The following is a 17,950-nucleotide window of genomic DNA, read 5'->3' as shown; positions in this document are numbered from 1 at the left end:
TCAAACCTTTTATAATTACCTATTAATCTGAGCTACCCCGACATGCTACGGGGCAGGAGAGCCTATGTTTGGATTCTTAAAAAAGTCTCCGGCTGTGGAACAACCCAGCGAGCAGCAGCAGGATCATCTGGCGGAATTAAGTCGCGAGAAAATAACGCAACTGGAGCAGCAGCTGGCTATTAATCCGCGTAATGGCGAAACGCAAAAACAATTAATGCTGGAATATAACCGGGCATTAAGCTTATTTGCGAAAAGCCGTCGCTATCGCAATGAAATTGATGCGCTGTTTGTCAAAATCGATGAATTACGCAATGTGGTTCGCCAGTCGATTTAAGGAGAGCTGATGACGATTAAGCAGTTATTGCAAGAGGCAAACGCCATTCAGATTGGTATCGACGCCACGGACTGGCGTCAGGTTATCGCGCTGGCTGCCGAACCCCTGGTCAGTGGCGGCTATCTCGATGCTTCTTATCCTGATGCGGTCATTGCCAATACGCTGGCCCATGGCGCTTACTACGTGTTTGAAGAGGGGATCGCCATTCCCCATGCGCGACCGGACGCAGGGGTGATCCGCGACTGTTTCAGTATGATTCTGTTGAATGAGCCGATCTCGTTTGAGGGCAGTGATAAAGTGGACATTGTGATTATGTTTGGCGCGCGTGACAGCAATGCCCATATCGAAGAGGGGATCCGCGCGATTGTGTCGCTGCTGGAGGATGAGGAGACGCTGGTTCGGTTACGTCAGGCCAGCAGTGTCGCGGAGGTCATCGATATCTTATGACGCAAAACATCCCCCCCAAACGCGTGGTGCTGGTTAACGGTATTCCGGCATCGGGTAAAAGCACCCTGACGCGCGTGCTGTCACAACACTTTGGCTGGCCGGTGCTGACGCTCGACAGCCTGAAAGAACCCTTTATGCACGCTTTTGCGCCGGTCGATCGCCAGCGTAACCGGCAACTGGGCTGCGCGGCCTATCAGGCGATCTGGAACATCGTCGCGCAGGCGCCCGCCAGCCAGATCTGGCTGATCGACGCCTGGTTTGGGTTCCAGCCCCGTACGCTGCTGGAGCAGGGACTGAAACAGGCTGGCGTGGAAGAGGCGCTGGAGCTGTGGCTGAAGATTGAACCGGAAGCGGCGGTGGCGCGCTATCAGGCGCGGCTGTCGCAGCGGCTGCCGGGCCATCCAGGGGCTGAGTATCTGCCGGAACTGCGCCACCTGGCACAACAGGCCACTCCGATGGCGCTGGGCCAGGTGTATGAGGTTGATGCCTGCGCCCAGGATCACGCTGCCGTCATTCACTGGCTGCAGCAGCAACTGACCAGAACCCGCTACACTTCAGTTCATCATCAGAGGAGTGAGGAGTTGCAGGATGTCGTCGCCCCCTTATCTGCAAACCGGTGAGAGCGCCGTGCTCTATGACGGTGTCTGTAAGCTGTGCAACGGCTGGGTTCAGTTTCTGCTGCGTCACCATCTGGCGCGGCAGGTCCGTTTTGCCTCGGTGCAGAGCGAGCAGGGCAAAGCGCTGCTGCGCTGGGCCGGACTGCCGGAAGAGAACATCAGCACCATTGTCTACATTGCCGATAACCAGCACTGGCTGCGGGCGCAGGCGGTGTTCCGCGTGATGCAGCACCTGCCGGCCCCGTGGCGCGGGCTGGCGGTGCTGCGCCACTTTCCCGACGCGATCAGTAATTTTGCCTATGACCGCATCGCGTTAAACCGCTATAAGCTGTTTGGTCGTTACAGCAGCCAGCACGCCATCCAGCCCGATTATCCTGGTCGATTTCTGCATGAGGTTGAGCAGCCCGTTACGCCGGAAGGGTAAATACCGTCCGGCAACGGCTGTTTTGAATCAGTGCTCGTCAGATAAACACGTCCTGAAACCTGCAACTATGAGGGAATACTCCCTGACTTTTTTAGAATTATAGGCTGAATTCTTTTTGTTTTAATAACTGTGCAAACAAAAATGTGAATAAGATTCGCGAGTTGATTTTAATCGAATCGCAATGGAGGTTGCTTTAAAATGGTTATTGAGAAGTTAACGTCAGGTTTGAAAAAATAATGACTATACGTGCGGCGTCTCTTTTTGCACGATTTCTGATGTTTGATTTATTATTGATGTTTTCATTCTTATTTACTGTTTCAATTAAATAAACTCCTTTATGCTTTTATTTAACATTTGATTAATGAACGGATTGGTTTGATCTTCTTTTCTGTGAGTGTTATAAAAAATCAGCAGCGCTGTTCATTACGACTTAAGAGTAAAAATTTAACTTGAGGGTTTTGAAATGGAATTTTTATATGAAGAGCACTTAAAAATAGTTGCAGGTGCAAGTGGTGCATATGATCCAGCTTATGCCGGTGCTGGCGCCCGTCAAAGCCAGCATGGCTATGGTGGACAGGCGAATGGTTTTGTAGGTACACAATCAAACTGTCTGGATTTAGGGTCTATCATCAGAGATAACCCATGTGCATCAAGTTTAGTTACAGGCATTATATCAGGTTCAAATTCATGGGGTGGTGTGGTAAGAGGCGTTGTCACAGGGGCAATAGCCTGCGCTGCCACCGGTAATGGAAATGGTGGAGGGGCAGGGAATAACTATGGCGGACAATGCACGTGGTAGGGAAAAAAGGGTAAAAAACGCCTGTATAATGCCTGGGATATTATCAGCTACTGTTTTTTTAACCTCAGTGAATATATTCCCTCAGGATGGATGGCTGGGTTTTCTGCCGTGTGGAATTGCAAAGTTTTTTGTGATTTTATTTTGTTCTTATGGAGGGGTTTCAATTCTGAAAGACCTGGTTCTCTATTTGATGTCAGGTTCACAGGAGTGAATATCACCCGCACAGGCTCGCTTCGGCGGGCCTTTTCAATAAAGCTAAAACAGAATCTCTTGATTTTAATCTATTTTAACAACTTCGCTACAAAATTCGAGTATCCTGAAGGCTGGCTAAATCACCAATAGTTTATAAGAGGGGCTATGCCGGTTAATTTCGATCTCAACGATCTCTATGCGTTTCGCGCGCTGGTGGAGTTTGGCAATTTTCGCCTGGCGGCAGAATCGATCTGTCTCTCACAGTCGGCGCTGAGCCGCCGGATAGATAAGCTGGAAACCTCGCTGGGGATCAAACTGTTTGAGCGTACCACGCGCCGCGTCACGCTGACGCTGAAGGGGCATGCGTTTGCTCAGCGCTCGGATAAGTTGCTGGCTGATTTTGAGGAGGTCATGGCCGATCTCAGTGAGGTGAGCTTAGCCCGCACGGGACTGATTACCGTAGCCTGCGTGCCGTCAGCCGCCTACTACTTTATGCCCAACATTATCCGGCTGTTTCAGGCGCGCTATCCCCGCGTACGAGTCAAACTGATCGACAGCAGTGCGGCTAACGTTTATGACGCGGTGATTGGCGGTCAGGCCGACTTTGGCATCAGTTTTTCCAGCCGCTCGCAGCCGGATGTGCATTTCCAGCCGCTGATGGATGATCCCTACGTGGCGGCCTGTCGGCGTGACCATCCTATAGCTGGCAAAAAGAGTCTGAGCTGGCAGGCGTTTTATCAGTATGAATGGGTCGGGCTGGATAAAACCTCCGGCAATCGCAACCTGCTGGATCAGGCGCTGCAGGCGATCATGCCGGAGAAACCCTGTATCTGTGAAACCCGGCACGTCACCACCATGCTGGGGATGGTTGAGGCGGGGCTGGGCATTGCTGCCGTCCCCGCCATGTCGATGCCTGGCTACGATCACGCCCTGCTGATGGCGGTTCCATTGACCGATCCGCAGGTGAAACGCACCGTGGGTCTGCTACGTAAAAATGGCCGGACGCTGTCGCACATTGCGGGCGAACTGGAGAACCTGATTATTGAACAGTATCAGCGTCTCTGACCGGTTTAGACGCTTTCACGGTGTGCAGTCCGCTGGCGTGCACTGTCTGTTGTACCTCAGAGGAGGCGAGCCAGCGCAGCAGCTTAGCCGCCTCATCCGGCTGCGCTGACTTGCGCACCACGGCACCTGCGAAGCGGGTGGTGTATTGCAGCTTGTCCGGCAGTTCGCCAATAAAAGTGACGCCCGGCACCGGCAGCAGCTCACTGACCTGCTGAAAGCCGATAGCGTATTTACCGGCCGCGACCTCTGAGGCCACCGGGATGCGCTCAACCTTCACCGCTTTCCCCTTAACCTGATCTTCAATGCCCAGGCGGCTGAACAGCTGGCTGCTGACATACTTACCGCTGGCGCTGTCAGAGTAGGCGATGGAGCTGGCGTTCAGCAGAGCAGTACGTAGCGCGCTTTCGCTGCCAATCTTAACCGGCGTGGCACCCTGTTTGATCACCGCGCCGATGCGGGAGTCCGCCAGCTCAACCCGTGTACCCGGCAGCGTCTCGCCCTGCTTTTGCAGATCGCTTAGCGCATCGCCGACCATAATCACCACATCGGCCGGTTCACCGCGCGCCAGTCGTGCCGGAATGGCCTGTGGGGTTTTACCCATAGACGGACCGGCGACGGTGTTGATAGTGATCCCTTCACGCTGGGCGAAGCGGGGCGAGAGCGTATCCCACGCGGCTTTAAACCCGCCGGAGATCATCACCGTCAGCTCTTTCGCCTGCGCCGTGGCGCTGCCCGCAACGCTAAACAGCAGAGCAGCGTAAAGCGACATCGTTTTCAGTTTCATTTTACGTTCCTCAGCTAACGGTTTCATGGGCAGGTGATACGGCACTGCGTGTACGACGATAGAGATAAAGTGTTGCCCCCAGGGCGCAGACTGCGGCAAAACTCATCCAGTAGCCTGGCGAGGCTTTATCGCCGGTCATCTCAATCAGGCCGGTTGACATCACCGGCGTAAACCCGCCAAACAGCGCAGTTGCCAGGCTATAGGCCAGCGAGAAGCCCGCCACGCGCACTTCCGCTGGCATGATTTCGGTCAGCGCCGGGATCATCGCGCCGTTGTAGAGACCATAGATCATTGAAAGCCACAGCAGCACGCCCAGCATCATCGAGAAGCCCGGTGCTGCGGCCAGCATGCTCAGAGCCGGATAGGTGGTGACGATCGCCAGCAGGGTCATGGCGACCAGCACAGGCTTGCGACCAAAGCGGTCGGAGATCGCACCGCCAATCGGCAGCCAGATAAAGTTCGATACCGCCACCAGCAACGTCACCAGCAGGCTGTCAGAGGCGCTGAGCAGCAGCACTTTCTTGCCAAAGGTCGGCGCGTAAACCGTAATCAGGTAAAACGCTGTCGTGGTCATTGCTACCATCAGCATCCCGGCAATCACCACCTGCCAGTTGGCGAGCAGGATGCGGAACACCTGCTTCACATCGGGATGGCTGCGACGGTTGTTGAACTCCTGGGTCTCTTCCAGCTTGCGACGCAGCAGGAAGATAAACGGCACGATCAGGCAGCCAAACAGGAACGGAATCCGCCAGCCCCATTCACGGATGGCACTCTCTTCCAGTACCGCGTTGAGGATAAAGCCCATCGCCGCCGCCACCATAATCGCGACCTGCTGACTGCCCGACTGCCAGCTTGTGTAGAAGCCCTTGCGGCCTGGTGTGGCGATCTCTGCCAGATAGACCGACACGCCGCCCAGCTCCGCACCGGCGGAAAAGCCCTGCAGCAGCCGACCAATCAGCACCAGCAGCGGCGCCCACAGACCAATACTCTGGTAAGAGGGGATCAGCACGATCATAAAGGTGCCCGCCGCCATGATGGAGAGCGTGACGATCAGCCCTTTACGACGACCGACCTTATCGATGTACGCGCCCAGCACTACCGCGCCAATCGGGCGCATCAGGAACCCTGCGCCAAACACGGCAAAGGTCATCATCAGTGAGGCGAACTCACTGCTGGCCGGGAAAAAGGTATGGGCGATATAGGTGGCATAGAAACCGAACAGGAAGAAGTCGAACTGTTCGAGAAAGTTGCCTGAGGTAACACGGAATATTGCGCCAATCCTGGCGCGGTGAGTCATGGGTGAGGTTGTCTGCATCAGTAACTCCAGTAAGGTTTGACGCTTTTTGCCGCGCCTGTGACTGAAGAGTGGATCAGCGCCCGGCGCTAAATAAGTGCAAAAAGGGCATCGATTAATGTGCCAGCCGCATGATTGCCAGGCGTTATCACTTAAAGTGTTTCGCATTCAACAGGTTAAATGGCGGGATGGTTTTTTTGTGCCTGTTAGTGAGTCTGAGAGGAGTTTGCGGAAATGTGACAGATTTCATAAGCGTGTTGCAGGCGAACAGGCGGAATCTGGCTTGCCTGAGGCCATCAGCGCAGAGTCTGGCGGCAAAAAGGGTTCAGAACGCAGGCAGCAAGGCGTCAGGGAAAGGTTATGCCAAAAATCTGATGTAAATGTCGGACGCCCGCCACGGTAAACACCACTTCACGGTAGCCAGGCTGCCGGGTTAGCCAGCCTTGCGTTTCAAAGGCACTCAGCAGCGCTGCACCCGCGTAGCCGCCGAGATGGAACCGGCGCTCACTCCAGTCGAGACAGCCACAGCAGGCTCTGCGGCGTCCGGGCTGCGACAGATCAATCTGCAACGCCGCAAACTGCTGCTGTCCATATAAGGTGACAGCGCTGCCTTCCGGTGTGATCCAGCCCTGTTGCGCCATTGCGGCATAGATCTGCACCGCAATATCACCGGCCAGATGGTCGTAACAGGTGCGGGCGGTGCGAAGCGATGTTGGGGTGGTGCTCGCCGGCGCGGCAATCCGTCGCCACGATACGCCCATCATGTTCTCAATCAGCGCAGCGATGTCACTGCCGGTCAGTCGGTAATAACGGTGACGCCCCTGCGCCACGCAGACGATCAAGCCGCTGGTGATCAACCGGTTCAGATGGGCGCTGGCGGTTGAGGGCGCCACGTCAGTGACGGCACTGAGTTCGGTGGCGGTCCAGGCGCGTCCATCCATCAGCGCGGACAGCATCTTCACCCGTGACGCATCGGCCATTGCGGCGGCGACGCCCACAATCGCATTCTCAAGTGCTTCGCTATCGTCTGGTGCGTTATGCGGTTGTGGTGTTGCCATCAGATTAGCGTGCCCATTCTGTGGTCAGCCCGGCGGCTGATCGATTGTTATCGGTAATCAGGATCAGCTGGTTAGCGTGATCGCTGTATTGCACCAGGATATTGATTCCGGCATCGGCAAGGCGTGCAGTGATCGCCCCCAGCTCGCCGGGACGCTGTTGCGGTAACCTGCGAATAAGCGGGACGTTAACTACCTCGACGGCGATACCTTCTGCTTCAAGCACGGCCCGCGCCCGTTCGCCTTCCTCAACCAGAAAATGAGCGTGGCTCTGTTCACCAAAGGAGAACAGGCCGCCGCCTTCCAGGCCAATCCCATGACGGCCCAGCAGCGTGGTGAGCCGGGAAAGTGTGCCTGGACTATTTTGCAGGATGACATGAATATCGAACATGTTAATTTACTCCCTGTTGTGAGGCATATTCTCTGATCAGCGTGACGATGCGAAGACGGTAACCGGCAAAAAGGGTCTCGCGGCCTTCACGCTGTGCGGCCTGGTGACAGAGGTTGCGCTTCCAGGCCAGCACCGATTCTTCATCGCGCCACCAGGAGAGCGAGAGAATTTTTTTCTCATCGGTCAGGCTTTGAAAGCGCTCAAGAGAGATAAACCCGCTGTTTTGCATCAGCAGCGGTTTAAGGTCGGCAGCCAGTTGCAGGTAACGCATCTGGTGTTCGGGTCGGGCTTCGGCTTCAAATAGTACGGCAATCATCGCTATCCTCCTTTGGGTGATAGCGCAAAAATAGCGGGCGGAGCGGGTTGATGCTTCGGCCGGTAACGAAATATGGCTGCAGGGGCGACCTCCAGCCGGTGCAATCTTGTAATGGAGCAGATGATATGTTCAGCGGACTCAGGGCGTTCCCCCTTACTCCCTTTGCGGCAGGCAAGCCCGATGAGGCGGCTTTTTTGCGGCTGCTGCGCAGGCTGACTGATGCAAAAGTCGATTCCCTTGGCGTGCTGGGGTCCACCGGCAGCTACGCCTATCTCACCCGCGCGCAGCGCAGGCGTATCGCAGAACTGGCGGTGGAACATGCAGAGTCGATTCCGGTGATGATCTGCATAGGTGCGGTGGGCACTGACGAGGTGCTGGCGCTGGCGGAGGACGCGCAACAGGCGGGCGCGGCCGCCTTACTGCTGCCGCCGCTGGGTTATCAGACGTTGAATGAAGATGAGGTGTTCACGCTTTTCGAGACCGTAACGCGACACGCCTCGGTGCCAGTCTGTATCTATGACAATCCCGGCACCACCCATTTTACGTTTTCCGATGCGCTGCTGAGCCGGATCGCCGCACTTTCCGGTGTCGGGTCAGTGAAAATTCCTGGGGTACCGGCGGAGCAATCTGCGGCTAACGATCGCCTCGCTCAGCTGCGCGGCACGCTGCCAGATTCCGTATCGATTGGCGTCAGTGGCGATGCTTCGGCCGCCAACGGGCTGATTGCGGGCTGTGATGGCTGGTATTCGGTGTGCGGTGGGCTCTTTCCGCGCGTTGCAAAAGCGATGACCGAAGCGGCGGCCGCAGGCGACCATCAGAGCGTCAGGGCGCAGTCCGATCGCCTGCAGCCGTTATGGGCGCTGTTCCGCCAGCATGGCGGCAGTTTCCGGGTGATCAGCGCCGCGGCGGGGCTGCTGGGATTGACCGAACGCGACTGCCTGCCGCGCCCGCTGCAGCCGCTCTCCGATGCGCACTGCCAGCAGATTGCTGACGTGCTCGCGGCACTCGACCTCTCTTAAGCTCCCGCGCCAGAAGGCATTAACCGTGGCGCACCAGGTTAAAGCCTTCTTCCTCCTGCGGCGCTTCGAAATAGCGGGTAATCAGCGCGAACTGCTCGTCCGTTGCGGCAAAGGCGTGTTCGCCGCCCTGATTTCGGGCGTGCAGGCGCGATTTACACAGCGCATCCGGTACGTCCAGATAATGCAGGCGATGGTCGGCAGAGGATGCCTTAATCACCGACATCATCCAGTCGCGATTCGCCCGGGTGTTGGCAGGAAAATCGAGCACCACCGACACACCTGCGTTAAGCAGCGCGACCAGATGAGGCGTCATCGCCTTTCTGAGTTTTGCTGCAAGGCGCACGTAATCGGCCACCGACTGCATCTCCTCCTTATAGAGCGCGGCGAGCCACTGATCCTCGCTGATCACCACGCAACCGGGGGCGGCGCTCAGCTCCGCCGCCAGCGTCGATTTCCCGGAGGCAATTTTTCCACACAGCAGATGCAGCGTGGCGGGGGCAAAAGTCATGGTCATATCACTCCTGTGTCAGCCTGATAGTGAACCGCGCGCATTACGCGAAGGGAAAGTAAAGCAGGTCTCGCCGAAGCGGGATTCAGGCTAACAAAACAGGGGAGAGATAAGCAATGAGAGGCAAAAAGTTGCTGGTGAGTAAAACCCGGATTTACCGCGCGTAACAGTCTCTGCTGCTGCGGGCGTTACTGCATTCAGAAAAAACCGCGGCTTTCGCTGGGCACGTTGACACGCCTGAACGGGGAAGTGCGGTCAGGCGTTGAGTGCAATATCAGATACGCTTTCAGAAAGGGGTGAATCGGCGCTGAACAGCTGGCAACTGACTTCATTTTTGTGCCATCAGCAACGTCAGCAGTTCGCGGCAGCATGCCTCTTCTTCTGCACTGTCTGCGGATGCCAGATGGCGCAGCAGTTCCATACAGCTTTTTTCCTTGCCCGCTTCCAGTAACTCTTCGATCAGAAAGTTGAGTTTGTCCTGTTCAGACACCGCAAACGATGAACTAAACTCATTTTTGATCGGGCCACTGTGATTCACCGGCAACGTGAGGGTGTTTTGCATTGGCATAGTATTGTCCTGTTTCGGGTTAAAAAATGTTCTGCTGTTGCTATTAAACTTATACAACGATCCGGAATTTGTACAGAAATCTGCCCGATTGATTTTCAGGACGAAGCTAAGCGCAGCGCGGTTGCGGCGTAAATGTCAGCTAATCATTAAGTTAGCGGGATAAGGAATTTCAGAAAAATTCTGCGGGCCTGAAGCAGGATGCGGAGACGGGAAAACCAGGTCAGTCCTGCGTCAGTTCAACAGGCGGCCCACCGGGCCGCATGCATTATTTAGCGGTCAGGAAATCTTCGCGCTGCGGTGTAAACGTATCCAGTAAGGTGCCCGCCTCAAGACAGACACAGCCATGAACCACATTGGGCGCTTTGTAGAGCGTATCTCCTGCGCCCACCTCACGCGTTTCACCATTGATGGTGAAGGCAAAACGTCCGCTCAGCACGTAGGTCAGCTGCTCGTGGGGATGGTGATGCAGCGGGCCGACAGCCTCTTTCTCGAAAATCACTTCTACCGCCATCATGGTGCCGCCGTACGCCAGCACGCGGCGGGTCACGCCGTTGCCCAGATCTTCCAGTGGTCGCTCTTTATGGTAGATAAACATCGCAATCCTCCTGCGGTTGCCCCTGCTGCGGTGACCGTTTTGTGATGGATCTCACAGCGCTCGGGTGAATTAGTTTATGCACTTTAGTGGTTTTTCACTAAAATGAAACGGTGTTTCAATTAATTTATAAGGGTAGATCATGAAAATCGCGTTAATGATGGAAAACAGCCAGGCCGCTAAAAACGTTACCGTGCTGAAAGAACTGGAAGGCGTCGCACAGCCACTGGGCCATCAGGTCTTCAACGTCGGTATGAGCGATGAGCAGGATCACCACCTGACCTATATTCACCTCGGCATTCAGGCCAGCGTGTTGCTCAACAGCCAGGCCGTGGATTTCGTGGTCGCGGGCTGCGGCACCGGGCAGGGCGCGCTGATGTCGCTTAACATTCACCCGGGCGTCGTCTGCGGCTACTGTATCGATCCGGCGGATGCCTACCTGTTTGCCCAGATCAACAACGGTAATGCCTTATCTCTGCCGTTCGCCAAAGGCTTTGGCTGGGGCGCTGAACTTAACCTGCGCTTTATCTTTGAAAAAGCCTTCACCGGCGAGAAGGGCAATGGCTATCCGCCAGAGCGTAAAGAGCCGCAGGTGCGTAATGCCGGTCTGCTGAATCAGGTCAAAGCTGCCGTGATCAAAGAGAACTACCTCGACACGGTGCGCGCCATCGACCCTGAACTGGTGCGTACTGCCGTTAGTGGCCCACGCTTCCAGCAGTGTCTGTTTGAGCATGGCAAAAATCAGGAAATCGTCGCTTTTGTGCGTCAGCTGACCCACTAACGCATCCGGGGTCATAAGGCCGGTCTGACCGGCCTTTTTTTATTCTCTCTTTCCCGACATCAGCTGAACGTCAGCTCTGCTGCGCCAGCGCCGGATTGTAATGGCGACTCGCCTCCACCAGCATCCGGGTGTAGGGCATCGCGGCGCGGTCGGCCACCAGCGTCGGCACATCCAGCGTCTCCAGCACCTTGCCCTGTTGCATAACCGCCACGCGATGGCAGAGGTGCGCCACCACGCCGAGATCGTGTGTCACCATCAGATAGGTCAGGTTCTCCTGCTGCTGCAGATCGCTGAGCAGATTGAGGATCTCCGCCTGCACCGAAACATCCAGCGCGGAGGTCGGCTCATCCAGCAGCAGTACGCGCGGCTCTAAAATCAGTGCCCGGGCAATCGCCACGCGCTGACGCTGACCACCGGAAAGCTGGTGCGGATAACGCGTCTGCCAGGCACGATTCAGCCCGACCTTATCCAGCATCGCCACGACGCGCTGCTGGCGCTGCCCGATACCCTGAATCTGTAATGGCTCTTCAAGGATATCGCCCAGCGTGTGACGCGGATGCAGCGAGCCATAAGGGTCCTGAAACACCATCTGCACCTGACGGCAGCGCGCCCGATCGATGCGGTGCGCCAGCGGCTGGCCATCAATGGTCAGCTCTCCCTGCCAGTGATTAAACAGGCCCGCCAGACACTTCAGTACCGTGGTTTTGCCCGAGCCCGACTCACCGACCAGCCCGAAGATTTCACCCTGTTTAACCTGCAGGCTGACGTCGAACAGCACCTGATTACGGCGACCCTCTTCACCGAAACTCAGGTTGAGATTTTTTACCTCAATCATCGTAACTCCTTAGTCAGTTAGCCAGCTGGCGTGACGTTGTAACACCGGCAGACGCGTGCGCCGCCGATCAAGGTCGGGCAGTGCTGCCAGCAGTCCCTGAGTATAGGGATGCTGCGCGCGGTCAAGTTCGCTGGCGGCCAGCGACTCCACCACGCGCCCGGCATACATCACCAGCACCCGATCGCAGAAGCTGCGCACCAGATTGATATCGTGACTGATAAAAATCAGTCCCAGACCGCGCGCTTTCACCAGATCATCCAGCAGCGCCAGCACCTGCAGGCGTACCGAGACATCCAGCGCAGAGGTGGGCTCATCGGCAATCACCAGTTCCGGCTCGGTGATCAGCATCATGGCAATCATCACGCGCTGCCCCTGGCCGCCGGAAATCTCATGGGGATAGAGCTGATATACCCGTTCAGGATCGCGGATCTGCACCTCCTCCAGCATCGCCAGCGCCCGCTGACGTGCCGCCGATTTCTGGCCGCGATGGTGACTGCGCCAGGCTTCGGCAATCTGTTCGCCCACCCGGATCACTGGATTCAGTGAATATTTCGGGTCCTGCATAATCATCGAGATGCGTTTGCCACGAATAGCGCGCATCTCTGCCGGGCTGGCGTGCAACAGGTCGATATCGCCAAACTGCATCCGGCTCGCCTCAATGCGCGCCTTAGCTGGATGCAGCTGCAGCAGGGCGCGACCCACGGTCGATTTACCGGAGCCGGACTCACCGACAATCGCCAGCTTCTCCTGACCGAGCTGAAAGGAGACGCCACGCACCGCCGGCGTAATCTGGCGTCCGTTAACAAAGTTCACGTGCAAATCGCGCACGTCGAGCAACGGCGAGGCGTTACTCACTGCGGGGATCGAGCAGGTCACGTAGGCCATCTCCTAAGAAGTTAAATGCCAGGCTATTAATCAGGATCGCCAGACCGGGAACGGTCACCACCCACCAGCACTCCAGCATGTAGGTGCGGCCACTGGCGATCATCGCGCCCCATTCCGGATCCGGCGGCTGCGCGCCCAGCCCAAGAAACCCCAGCCCGGCGGCGGTGAGGATAATGCCCGCCATATTCATGGTGATGCGGATAATTACCGACGGCAGGCAGAGCGGAATAATGTGCTTCCAGAGCACCCGCAACGGCGACGCGCCCTGTAAGCGCACCGCCGAGATAAAGTCCGCCTGACGCAGCGACAGCGTTTCAGCGCGGGCCAGACGGGCTATGGGTGGCCAGGCAGTGAGTGTAATCGCGATCACCACATGCTCCAGACCCGGCCCCAGCGCGGCAACAAAGGCCAGCGCCAGTACCAGGCTCGGGAAGGAGATAAAGATATCGGTGACGCGCATCAGCACGCCGTCGACTTTGCCGCCAAAATAACCGGCGGTGACGCCCAGCAGCAGGCCCAGCGGCCCGACGGTGACCGATACCAGCAGCACGATGTAGAGCGTGATGCGTGCGCCCCACACCAGACGACTGAAGATATCCCGGCCAAACTCGTCGGTGCCGAACCAGTGGGCCGCGCCGGGAGCCGTCAGCGCATTGTTCAGATCCTGAACCAGCGGGTGATACGGCGCGATCCAGGGCGCGAACAGCGCCACGATGCAGAGCACCAGCACAATGCCACCACCAATCGCGGTCAGGGGATTACAGGCCATGCGCCAGAGGAAATAGCCGCAGCGGGCAGCAAAACGCTGACAGCGCACCAGCCGCTCACGGGAATGACTCACAGACGCAGCGTCAAAAGAGATCGTCATACTTTGGTCCTCGGATCGAACACCTGATAGAGCAGGTCGGAGATCAGGTTAAGCAGCACAAAAATCAGGCCCACCACAAGCACACAGCCCATCACCGCATTCATATCGCCCAGCATCAGGCTGCCGGTGAGGTAGGAGCCAAAGCCGGGCCAGGAGAAGACGGTTTCAATCAGCACCGCGCCCTCCAGCAGCGAGCCATAGGCCAGCGCCACCACGGTCAGCAGCTGCACCAGGATATTGCGGAAGGCGTGCTGCCAGATCACCTGCCATTCAGTCAGGCCTTTGACCCGCGCGGTCAGAATGAACTCCTGCGACAGTTGCGCGAGCATAAAGCTGCGCGTCATGCGGCTGATATAGGCCATGGAGTGAAAGCCGAGCAGCGAGGCGGGCAGCACCAGATGATTCAGCGCATTCCAGAACACCTGGCTGTTGCCCGCCAGCAGGGCGTCAATCAGCATAAAGCCGGTGCGACGTGGCACGATGCCATCCAGGCTGAAGTCCACCCGACCTGCGCCGCCGACCCAGCCGAGATGGGCATAGAACAGCAGCAGGCCAATCATGCCGACCCAGAAAATTGGGGTGGAGTAACCGGCCAGGCTGAGCATCCGCACCACATAGTCGATGACGCTGTTGCGACGCGCCGCCGCCAGCACACCCAGCGGCACGCCCAGTCCTGCGCCAATCACAATCGCCAGCGTGGCCAGCTCTACGGTTGCCGGAAAGACGCGCACAATGTCATGCACCACCGGCTGACCGGTGAGCAGCGCATGGCCGAGATCGCCATGCAGCAGCGCGTTAAGGTAGATGCCAAACTGCACCCACAGCGGTTTATCAAAGCCGAGCTGGTGATAAACCTGCTGATAGGTGGCCTGATCGGCGTCGGGGCCGACAATCGCCAGCACCGGATCCAGCGGCATTACCCGGCCAATAAAAAAGGTCAGCAGCAGCAGGCCGAACAGGGTAATCACTACCTGCACCGCGCGATGGCTGATGCGGCGGCACTGAGTTCGGGTCAGGGTCAGGATCATAGGGTGCCTCCCGCTTTGGCTTCAGGGGTTTTCCAGACATCGCGGAGGAAGGTGGTCGCTGAGGGATGTGGCTGATAAGCCTGCACCCGGTTGCTGACCACCACGGAGTCGAGCATTTGTGAAATCGGCATCAATGCAGGCACCAGCTGGTCATAGCGCTGCTGGATGGCGTAATAGGCCTGCTGCTGGCGGGTTTTGTCGCGCTCCACCAGCGCCTGATCGATCATGCTGTTGAGCTGCGCGTCGTAGAAACCGGTGCGCCAGCCCTGGAAGTTGGTCAGCCGGGCGCTGTCAGCATTATTCGGGTTATAGACCAGCGCGCGCAGACTGGAGTGGGGATGTGGCTCCACGCCGCTGCCGCCGCGTCCGACCAGCAGACTGAACTGGCGATCGCGCATCGCGCCATAGATCTGGTTACCGGTGCCGGTGATGATTTTTGCGCGGATCCCGCCCTGGAGCAGCGTCGACTGAACCGCGATGGCGATGTTCAGAAAGGGCTGATCGGCCAACACCCGCAGCGTGGTGTCGAAGCCGTCCGGATAACCCGCTTCAGCCAGCAGTGCGCGGGCGCGCGGCACATCGAGCCGGTAACCGGGGTCGGGCAGCGTGGCGGGCATGCCAGCCTGAATCGGGCGCTGATGCAGCTCGCCATAGCCGGTCATCAGGCTTTTATTGATGCCCTGATAATCGATCAGGTAGCGTACCGCTTCCCGCACTTTGATATTGTCGAAGTGCGGATCTTTCATGCTCATCGCCAGGTAGTAGATCGTTCCTTTTCTTACCGCATTTATGGTGAGGTCGGGGTCGTGCCGCAGGGCGCGCACGTCGGGGATCGCCATGTTACTGGCGATATCCAGATCGCCTTTCTCCATCATCAGCCGCAGGGTCTGCGACTCCTGCAGATGGCGGAACACCACCCGCGACATCTTCGCCTCGCCGCGCCAGTAATCAGCCGCACGACTCATGCGCAGCACATCTTTTGCCTGCCACACATCCAGCCGGAACGGGCCGGAGCCCGCTTCATGGGTGGTGAGCCAGCGGTTGCCCCAGTCGCCATCCACCTCATGCTGCTGCACGGTTTTGCTGTCCAGCACCACCATGCTGCCCAGCGCCGCCAGCGAGTAGATCACCAGTTGCGGATCGTTAGGCTTCGGCAGGGTGATCACCAGCGTGCGGTCGTCGGGTGCGGTAATCATCTGGTCTACGTTGTCGCGGCTGAAGCCGTACGATTTCCACACCGACGCCTGCGCCAGGTTCAGATGCAGCACCCGCCGCATCGACCAGACCGCATCGGCGCTGGTGAGAGGATTGCCGGAGTGAAACCTGACGTTGTCGCGCAGGTGAAAAGTCAGGGTGCGGTTATCCGGACTGACTGACCAGCGTTCCGCCAGCGCCGGGCGCACCTCGGTGAGTTGCTGCGGGTTCAGCTCGACCAGTCCGTCATAGAGATTCACGACAATGCCGACCACTTCGTTGCCGGTCATAGCGGCCGGATCCAGGGTGAGCAGGTTATTCATATTCATGCCGACGATCAGCTGGTCATCCGGGGTCTTTGCCTGGATTGACGCGCTGCCCGTCAGCACCAGCAGCGTGATCAGCCACGCGCCACATCGTTGTGTCAGGGTCATAGGTAAAGTCCAGCAGGTCAGAGGTTTTCCCGTTTACGACTCTGCCTGCTGCTGGTCACCGGGATGGCAGGCAGCAGGCGGGCGACGGGGTTATTATTGTTTGCCGTACTTCGGTAGTGCGATTTACCAGCGGTTCAGCGTGTGCGTCTCAATCCAGCTGAAGTTAATATCCTCACCCAGCCCGCTGCGGGTCGGCAGGGTGACAAATCCCTGATCGTCCATCGGGTCGATCAGGCTGTTGAGGTAGACGGGCGGTGTTTCATAATCCAGGAAGGGATGCAGCAGGCCGCGCTCATACCAGCGGCAGTTACGGATCGCCCCAACCACCGCCAGGCTGGCCGCACCGTTGCCGTGCACTTCGCAATCCATGCCAAAGGCTTCAGCCAGATTCGCCACTTTCAGGGTGGGCGAGATGCCGCCTACGCCGTTGGCACCGGCTCGCAGAATGTCGCAGGCTCCGGCACGCACCCAGTCGGCGCGGCTGTGATGTTTACCGCCCAGGCTCTCCGGGCCAAGCACGTCGATAGAGAGGTTTTCAGCCAGCCAGGCGTAAGAGGCCATGCTCTCTTCCTCCATCGGCTCCTCGAACCAGGCGAAATTAAGCTTTTCCAGCGCCTTGCCGATGGTCAGCGCGTCACTGCGGCTGTACCAGTGGTAGCCATCCAGCATCAGCGCGATATCGGGGCCCACCGCTTCACGCACCGCCGCGCACGCTTTGATATCCATCGCCGGGCTGGGTGCGAAGGAGACCGGCGGCATCCAGGTGTGCAGCTTGATCGCCTGATACCCGCGCGCCACCAGCTTTTCCGCGAACTGCGCATACTCATCCGGCGTTGATAATCCACCGCTCAGCTCGTCACCACACATGGTGCTGCCGTAAGCCGGGATCTTCTCGCGATAGCCGCCCAGCAGTTTGTGGACAGGCTGTTTCAGCTTCCGTCCAATCAGATCCCACAATGCCTGCTCCACAGCGGAGAGCGCCCGCTCGGTGAGCTGATGGGCGCTGCCGCGCTGCCAGTGCACCAGATCCTGCCAAAGACGCTCCCGGTCAAAGGCGTTCTGACCGATCAGCACTTTGCGGAAAAAGGCATTAACCACATGGGATCGCACCACTTCCGGCGGCGCAAAGGCGTAACCACAGTCGCCTTCCTCGCTGGTCAGGGTCAGTAGCGCCATCTGCGCATCATTTTCCGGGCCAGGGTGGGAGTGTCCGGCGCTGTCGGCGCAGCGTTGGGTGGGATAGGTAAAAAGGGTGACATCAATGGCGCTGATCTTCACGGTTAAGCTCCTGTGGCAGTCTGTCCTGATGAATTATTAAAACGCTGTTTCATTTTCAATCTATCCTTCACAATTCATTAACGCATTAGCCAAAACGATACGATTAATGGCTAATATGTGTGCAACTGCCCAGGGTGTTGTGAACATATTCACGAAAGCTGACCGTTTTGTGAGCAGCGACACGCTGCGCTTTTTCCTCTTAAGGGATCTCTTTGAGCGAAACTCCGCCAGTTGACCCCGCC

Annotated in this window: 22 protein-coding genes; 8 read left to right on the top strand and 14 right to left on the bottom strand. The window is 57.6% G+C overall.

Annotation, left to right across the window (positions count from 1 at the left end; all coding sequences use genetic code 11):
* Nucleotides 1-64 precede the first annotated feature (64 nt).
* From OK412_RS08430 to OK412_RS08405, 6 genes are all read left to right on the top strand, one after another.
* Nucleotides 65-334, top strand: coding sequence for a hypothetical protein (locus OK412_RS08430; RefSeq protein WP_033767191.1), 270 nt, complete (start codon nucleotides 65-67; stop codon nucleotides 332-334).
* Nucleotides 335-343: 9 nt separating this feature from the next.
* A complete protein-coding gene (locus tag OK412_RS08425; protein WP_264353035.1) occupies nucleotides 344-781 on the top strand; it encodes a PTS sugar transporter subunit IIA in 438 nt (145 codons plus the stop codon).
* Nucleotides 778-1,401: an AAA family ATPase gene (locus OK412_RS08420; protein WP_264353034.1), complete on the top strand. Its 624-nt coding sequence runs from the start codon at nucleotides 778-780 to the stop codon at nucleotides 1,399-1,401. Before OK412_RS08425 ends, OK412_RS08420 begins: the two co-directional genes overlap by 4 nt.
* Nucleotides 1,370-1,822: a thiol-disulfide oxidoreductase DCC family protein gene (locus tag OK412_RS08415; protein WP_264353033.1), complete on the top strand. Its 453-nt coding sequence runs from the start codon at nucleotides 1,370-1,372 to the stop codon at nucleotides 1,820-1,822. The genes OK412_RS08420 and OK412_RS08415 overlap by 32 nt, the downstream gene beginning before the upstream one ends.
* Before the next feature lie 463 nt (nucleotides 1,823-2,285).
* The gene (locus OK412_RS08410; protein WP_159061595.1) at nucleotides 2,286-2,621 is read left to right on the top strand and encodes a hypothetical protein; all 336 of its coding nucleotides are present in this window, start codon (nucleotides 2,286-2,288) and stop codon (nucleotides 2,619-2,621) included.
* Nucleotides 2,622-2,978: 357 nt separating this feature from the next.
* Nucleotides 2,979-3,878: a LysR family transcriptional regulator gene (locus OK412_RS08405; RefSeq protein WP_010245041.1), complete on the top strand. Its 900-nt coding sequence runs from the start codon at nucleotides 2,979-2,981 to the stop codon at nucleotides 3,876-3,878.
* On the opposite strand, the gene OK412_RS08400 is transcribed toward OK412_RS08405, so the two are convergent.
* From OK412_RS08400 to OK412_RS08380, 5 genes are all read right to left on the bottom strand, one after another.
* On the bottom strand, nucleotides 3,853-4,662 hold the full coding sequence (locus tag OK412_RS08400) for a molybdate ABC transporter substrate-binding protein (RefSeq protein WP_245116576.1): 810 nt from the start codon (nucleotides 4,660-4,662) through the stop codon (nucleotides 3,853-3,855). The two genes, OK412_RS08405 and OK412_RS08400, sit on opposite strands and share 26 nt — an antisense overlap.
* Before the next feature lie 10 nt (nucleotides 4,663-4,672).
* Nucleotides 4,673-5,980, bottom strand: coding sequence for an MFS transporter (locus tag OK412_RS08395; RefSeq protein ID WP_122458509.1), 1,308 nt, complete (start codon nucleotides 5,978-5,980; stop codon nucleotides 4,673-4,675).
* Between the two features lie 323 nt (nucleotides 5,981-6,303).
* Nucleotides 6,304-7,014, bottom strand: coding sequence for an ArsR/SmtB family transcription factor (locus tag OK412_RS08390; RefSeq protein ID WP_264353032.1), 711 nt, complete (start codon nucleotides 7,012-7,014; stop codon nucleotides 6,304-6,306).
* A gap of 4 nt (nucleotides 7,015-7,018) precedes the next feature.
* The gene (locus OK412_RS08385; RefSeq protein WP_264353031.1) at nucleotides 7,019-7,402 is read right to left on the bottom strand and encodes an amino acid-binding protein; all 384 of its coding nucleotides are present in this window, start codon (nucleotides 7,400-7,402) and stop codon (nucleotides 7,019-7,021) included.
* A 1-nt stretch (nucleotide 7,403) separates the two neighbouring features.
* A complete protein-coding gene (locus OK412_RS08380; RefSeq protein ID WP_010245030.1) occupies nucleotides 7,404-7,718 on the bottom strand; it encodes an antibiotic biosynthesis monooxygenase family protein in 315 nt (104 codons plus the stop codon).
* A 125-nt stretch (nucleotides 7,719-7,843) separates the two neighbouring features.
* Here OK412_RS08380 and OK412_RS08375 point away from each other — a divergent pair, with 125 nt between their 5' ends.
* Entirely contained in the window at nucleotides 7,844-8,737 is an 894-nt protein-coding gene (locus OK412_RS08375; RefSeq protein ID WP_264353030.1) for a dihydrodipicolinate synthase family protein, read from the top strand.
* Between the two features lie 19 nt (nucleotides 8,738-8,756).
* Here the strand turns inward: OK412_RS08375 and OK412_RS08370 are convergent, their stop codons facing one another.
* The 3 genes from OK412_RS08370 to OK412_RS08360 all read right to left on the bottom strand — a co-directional run bounded on the left by OK412_RS08370 (nucleotide 8,757) and on the right by OK412_RS08360 (nucleotide 10,408).
* Complete coding sequence (locus tag OK412_RS08370) at nucleotides 8,757-9,251, bottom strand: AAA family ATPase (protein WP_264353029.1); 495 nt, start codon at nucleotides 9,249-9,251, stop codon at nucleotides 8,757-8,759.
* Nucleotides 9,252-9,573: 322 nt separating this feature from the next.
* The gene (locus OK412_RS08365) at nucleotides 9,574-9,813 is read right to left on the bottom strand and encodes a hypothetical protein (protein ID WP_064691309.1); all 240 of its coding nucleotides are present in this window, start codon (nucleotides 9,811-9,813) and stop codon (nucleotides 9,574-9,576) included.
* A gap of 265 nt (nucleotides 9,814-10,078) precedes the next feature.
* Nucleotides 10,079-10,408 (bottom strand): cupin domain-containing protein, encoded by a 330-nt coding sequence (locus OK412_RS08360; RefSeq protein WP_010245017.1) that lies wholly within the window; start codon nucleotides 10,406-10,408, stop codon nucleotides 10,079-10,081.
* A gap of 139 nt (nucleotides 10,409-10,547) precedes the next feature.
* On the opposite strand from OK412_RS08360, the gene OK412_RS08355 reads away from it, so the two are divergent.
* Nucleotides 10,548-11,186, top strand: a complete 639-nt coding sequence (locus OK412_RS08355; RefSeq protein WP_264353028.1) for an RpiB/LacA/LacB family sugar-phosphate isomerase — start codon at nucleotides 10,548-10,550, stop codon at nucleotides 11,184-11,186.
* 70 nt (nucleotides 11,187-11,256) lie between these two features.
* On the opposite strand, the gene OK412_RS08350 is transcribed toward OK412_RS08355, so the two are convergent.
* The 6 genes from OK412_RS08350 to OK412_RS08325 form a co-directional block, all read right to left on the bottom strand.
* Complete coding sequence (locus OK412_RS08350) at nucleotides 11,257-12,021, bottom strand: ABC transporter ATP-binding protein (RefSeq protein WP_010245009.1); 765 nt, start codon at nucleotides 12,019-12,021, stop codon at nucleotides 11,257-11,259.
* Between the two features lie 9 nt (nucleotides 12,022-12,030).
* Nucleotides 12,031-12,897: an ABC transporter ATP-binding protein gene (locus tag OK412_RS08345; RefSeq protein ID WP_010245006.1), complete on the bottom strand. Its 867-nt coding sequence runs from the start codon at nucleotides 12,895-12,897 to the stop codon at nucleotides 12,031-12,033.
* The gene (locus OK412_RS08340) at nucleotides 12,869-13,774 is read right to left on the bottom strand and encodes an ABC transporter permease (protein WP_033787892.1); all 906 of its coding nucleotides are present in this window, start codon (nucleotides 13,772-13,774) and stop codon (nucleotides 12,869-12,871) included. Before OK412_RS08340 ends, OK412_RS08345 begins: the two co-directional genes overlap by 29 nt.
* Nucleotides 13,771-14,802 carry an ABC transporter permease gene (locus OK412_RS08335; protein WP_010245000.1) on the bottom strand — a complete coding sequence of 344 codons (1,032 nt, stop codon included), beginning with the start codon at nucleotides 14,800-14,802 and terminating at the stop codon, nucleotides 13,771-13,773. The genes OK412_RS08340 and OK412_RS08335 overlap by 4 nt, the downstream gene beginning before the upstream one ends.
* Entirely contained in the window at nucleotides 14,799-16,430 is a 1,632-nt protein-coding gene (locus tag OK412_RS08330) for an ABC transporter substrate-binding protein (protein WP_264353027.1), read from the bottom strand. The genes OK412_RS08335 and OK412_RS08330 overlap by 4 nt, the downstream gene beginning before the upstream one ends.
* 123 nt (nucleotides 16,431-16,553) lie before the next feature.
* The gene (locus OK412_RS08325; RefSeq protein WP_264353026.1) at nucleotides 16,554-17,708 is read right to left on the bottom strand and encodes a mandelate racemase family protein; all 1,155 of its coding nucleotides are present in this window, start codon (nucleotides 17,706-17,708) and stop codon (nucleotides 16,554-16,556) included.
* Nucleotides 17,709-17,950 lie beyond the last annotated feature (242 nt).

This window comes from Pantoea sp. JV6 (genome assembly GCF_025910055.1).
Lineage (GTDB): Bacteria > Pseudomonadota > Gammaproteobacteria > Enterobacterales > Enterobacteriaceae > Pantoea > Pantoea agglomerans.
This window is presented reverse-complemented; position numbering and strand designations above follow the sequence as displayed.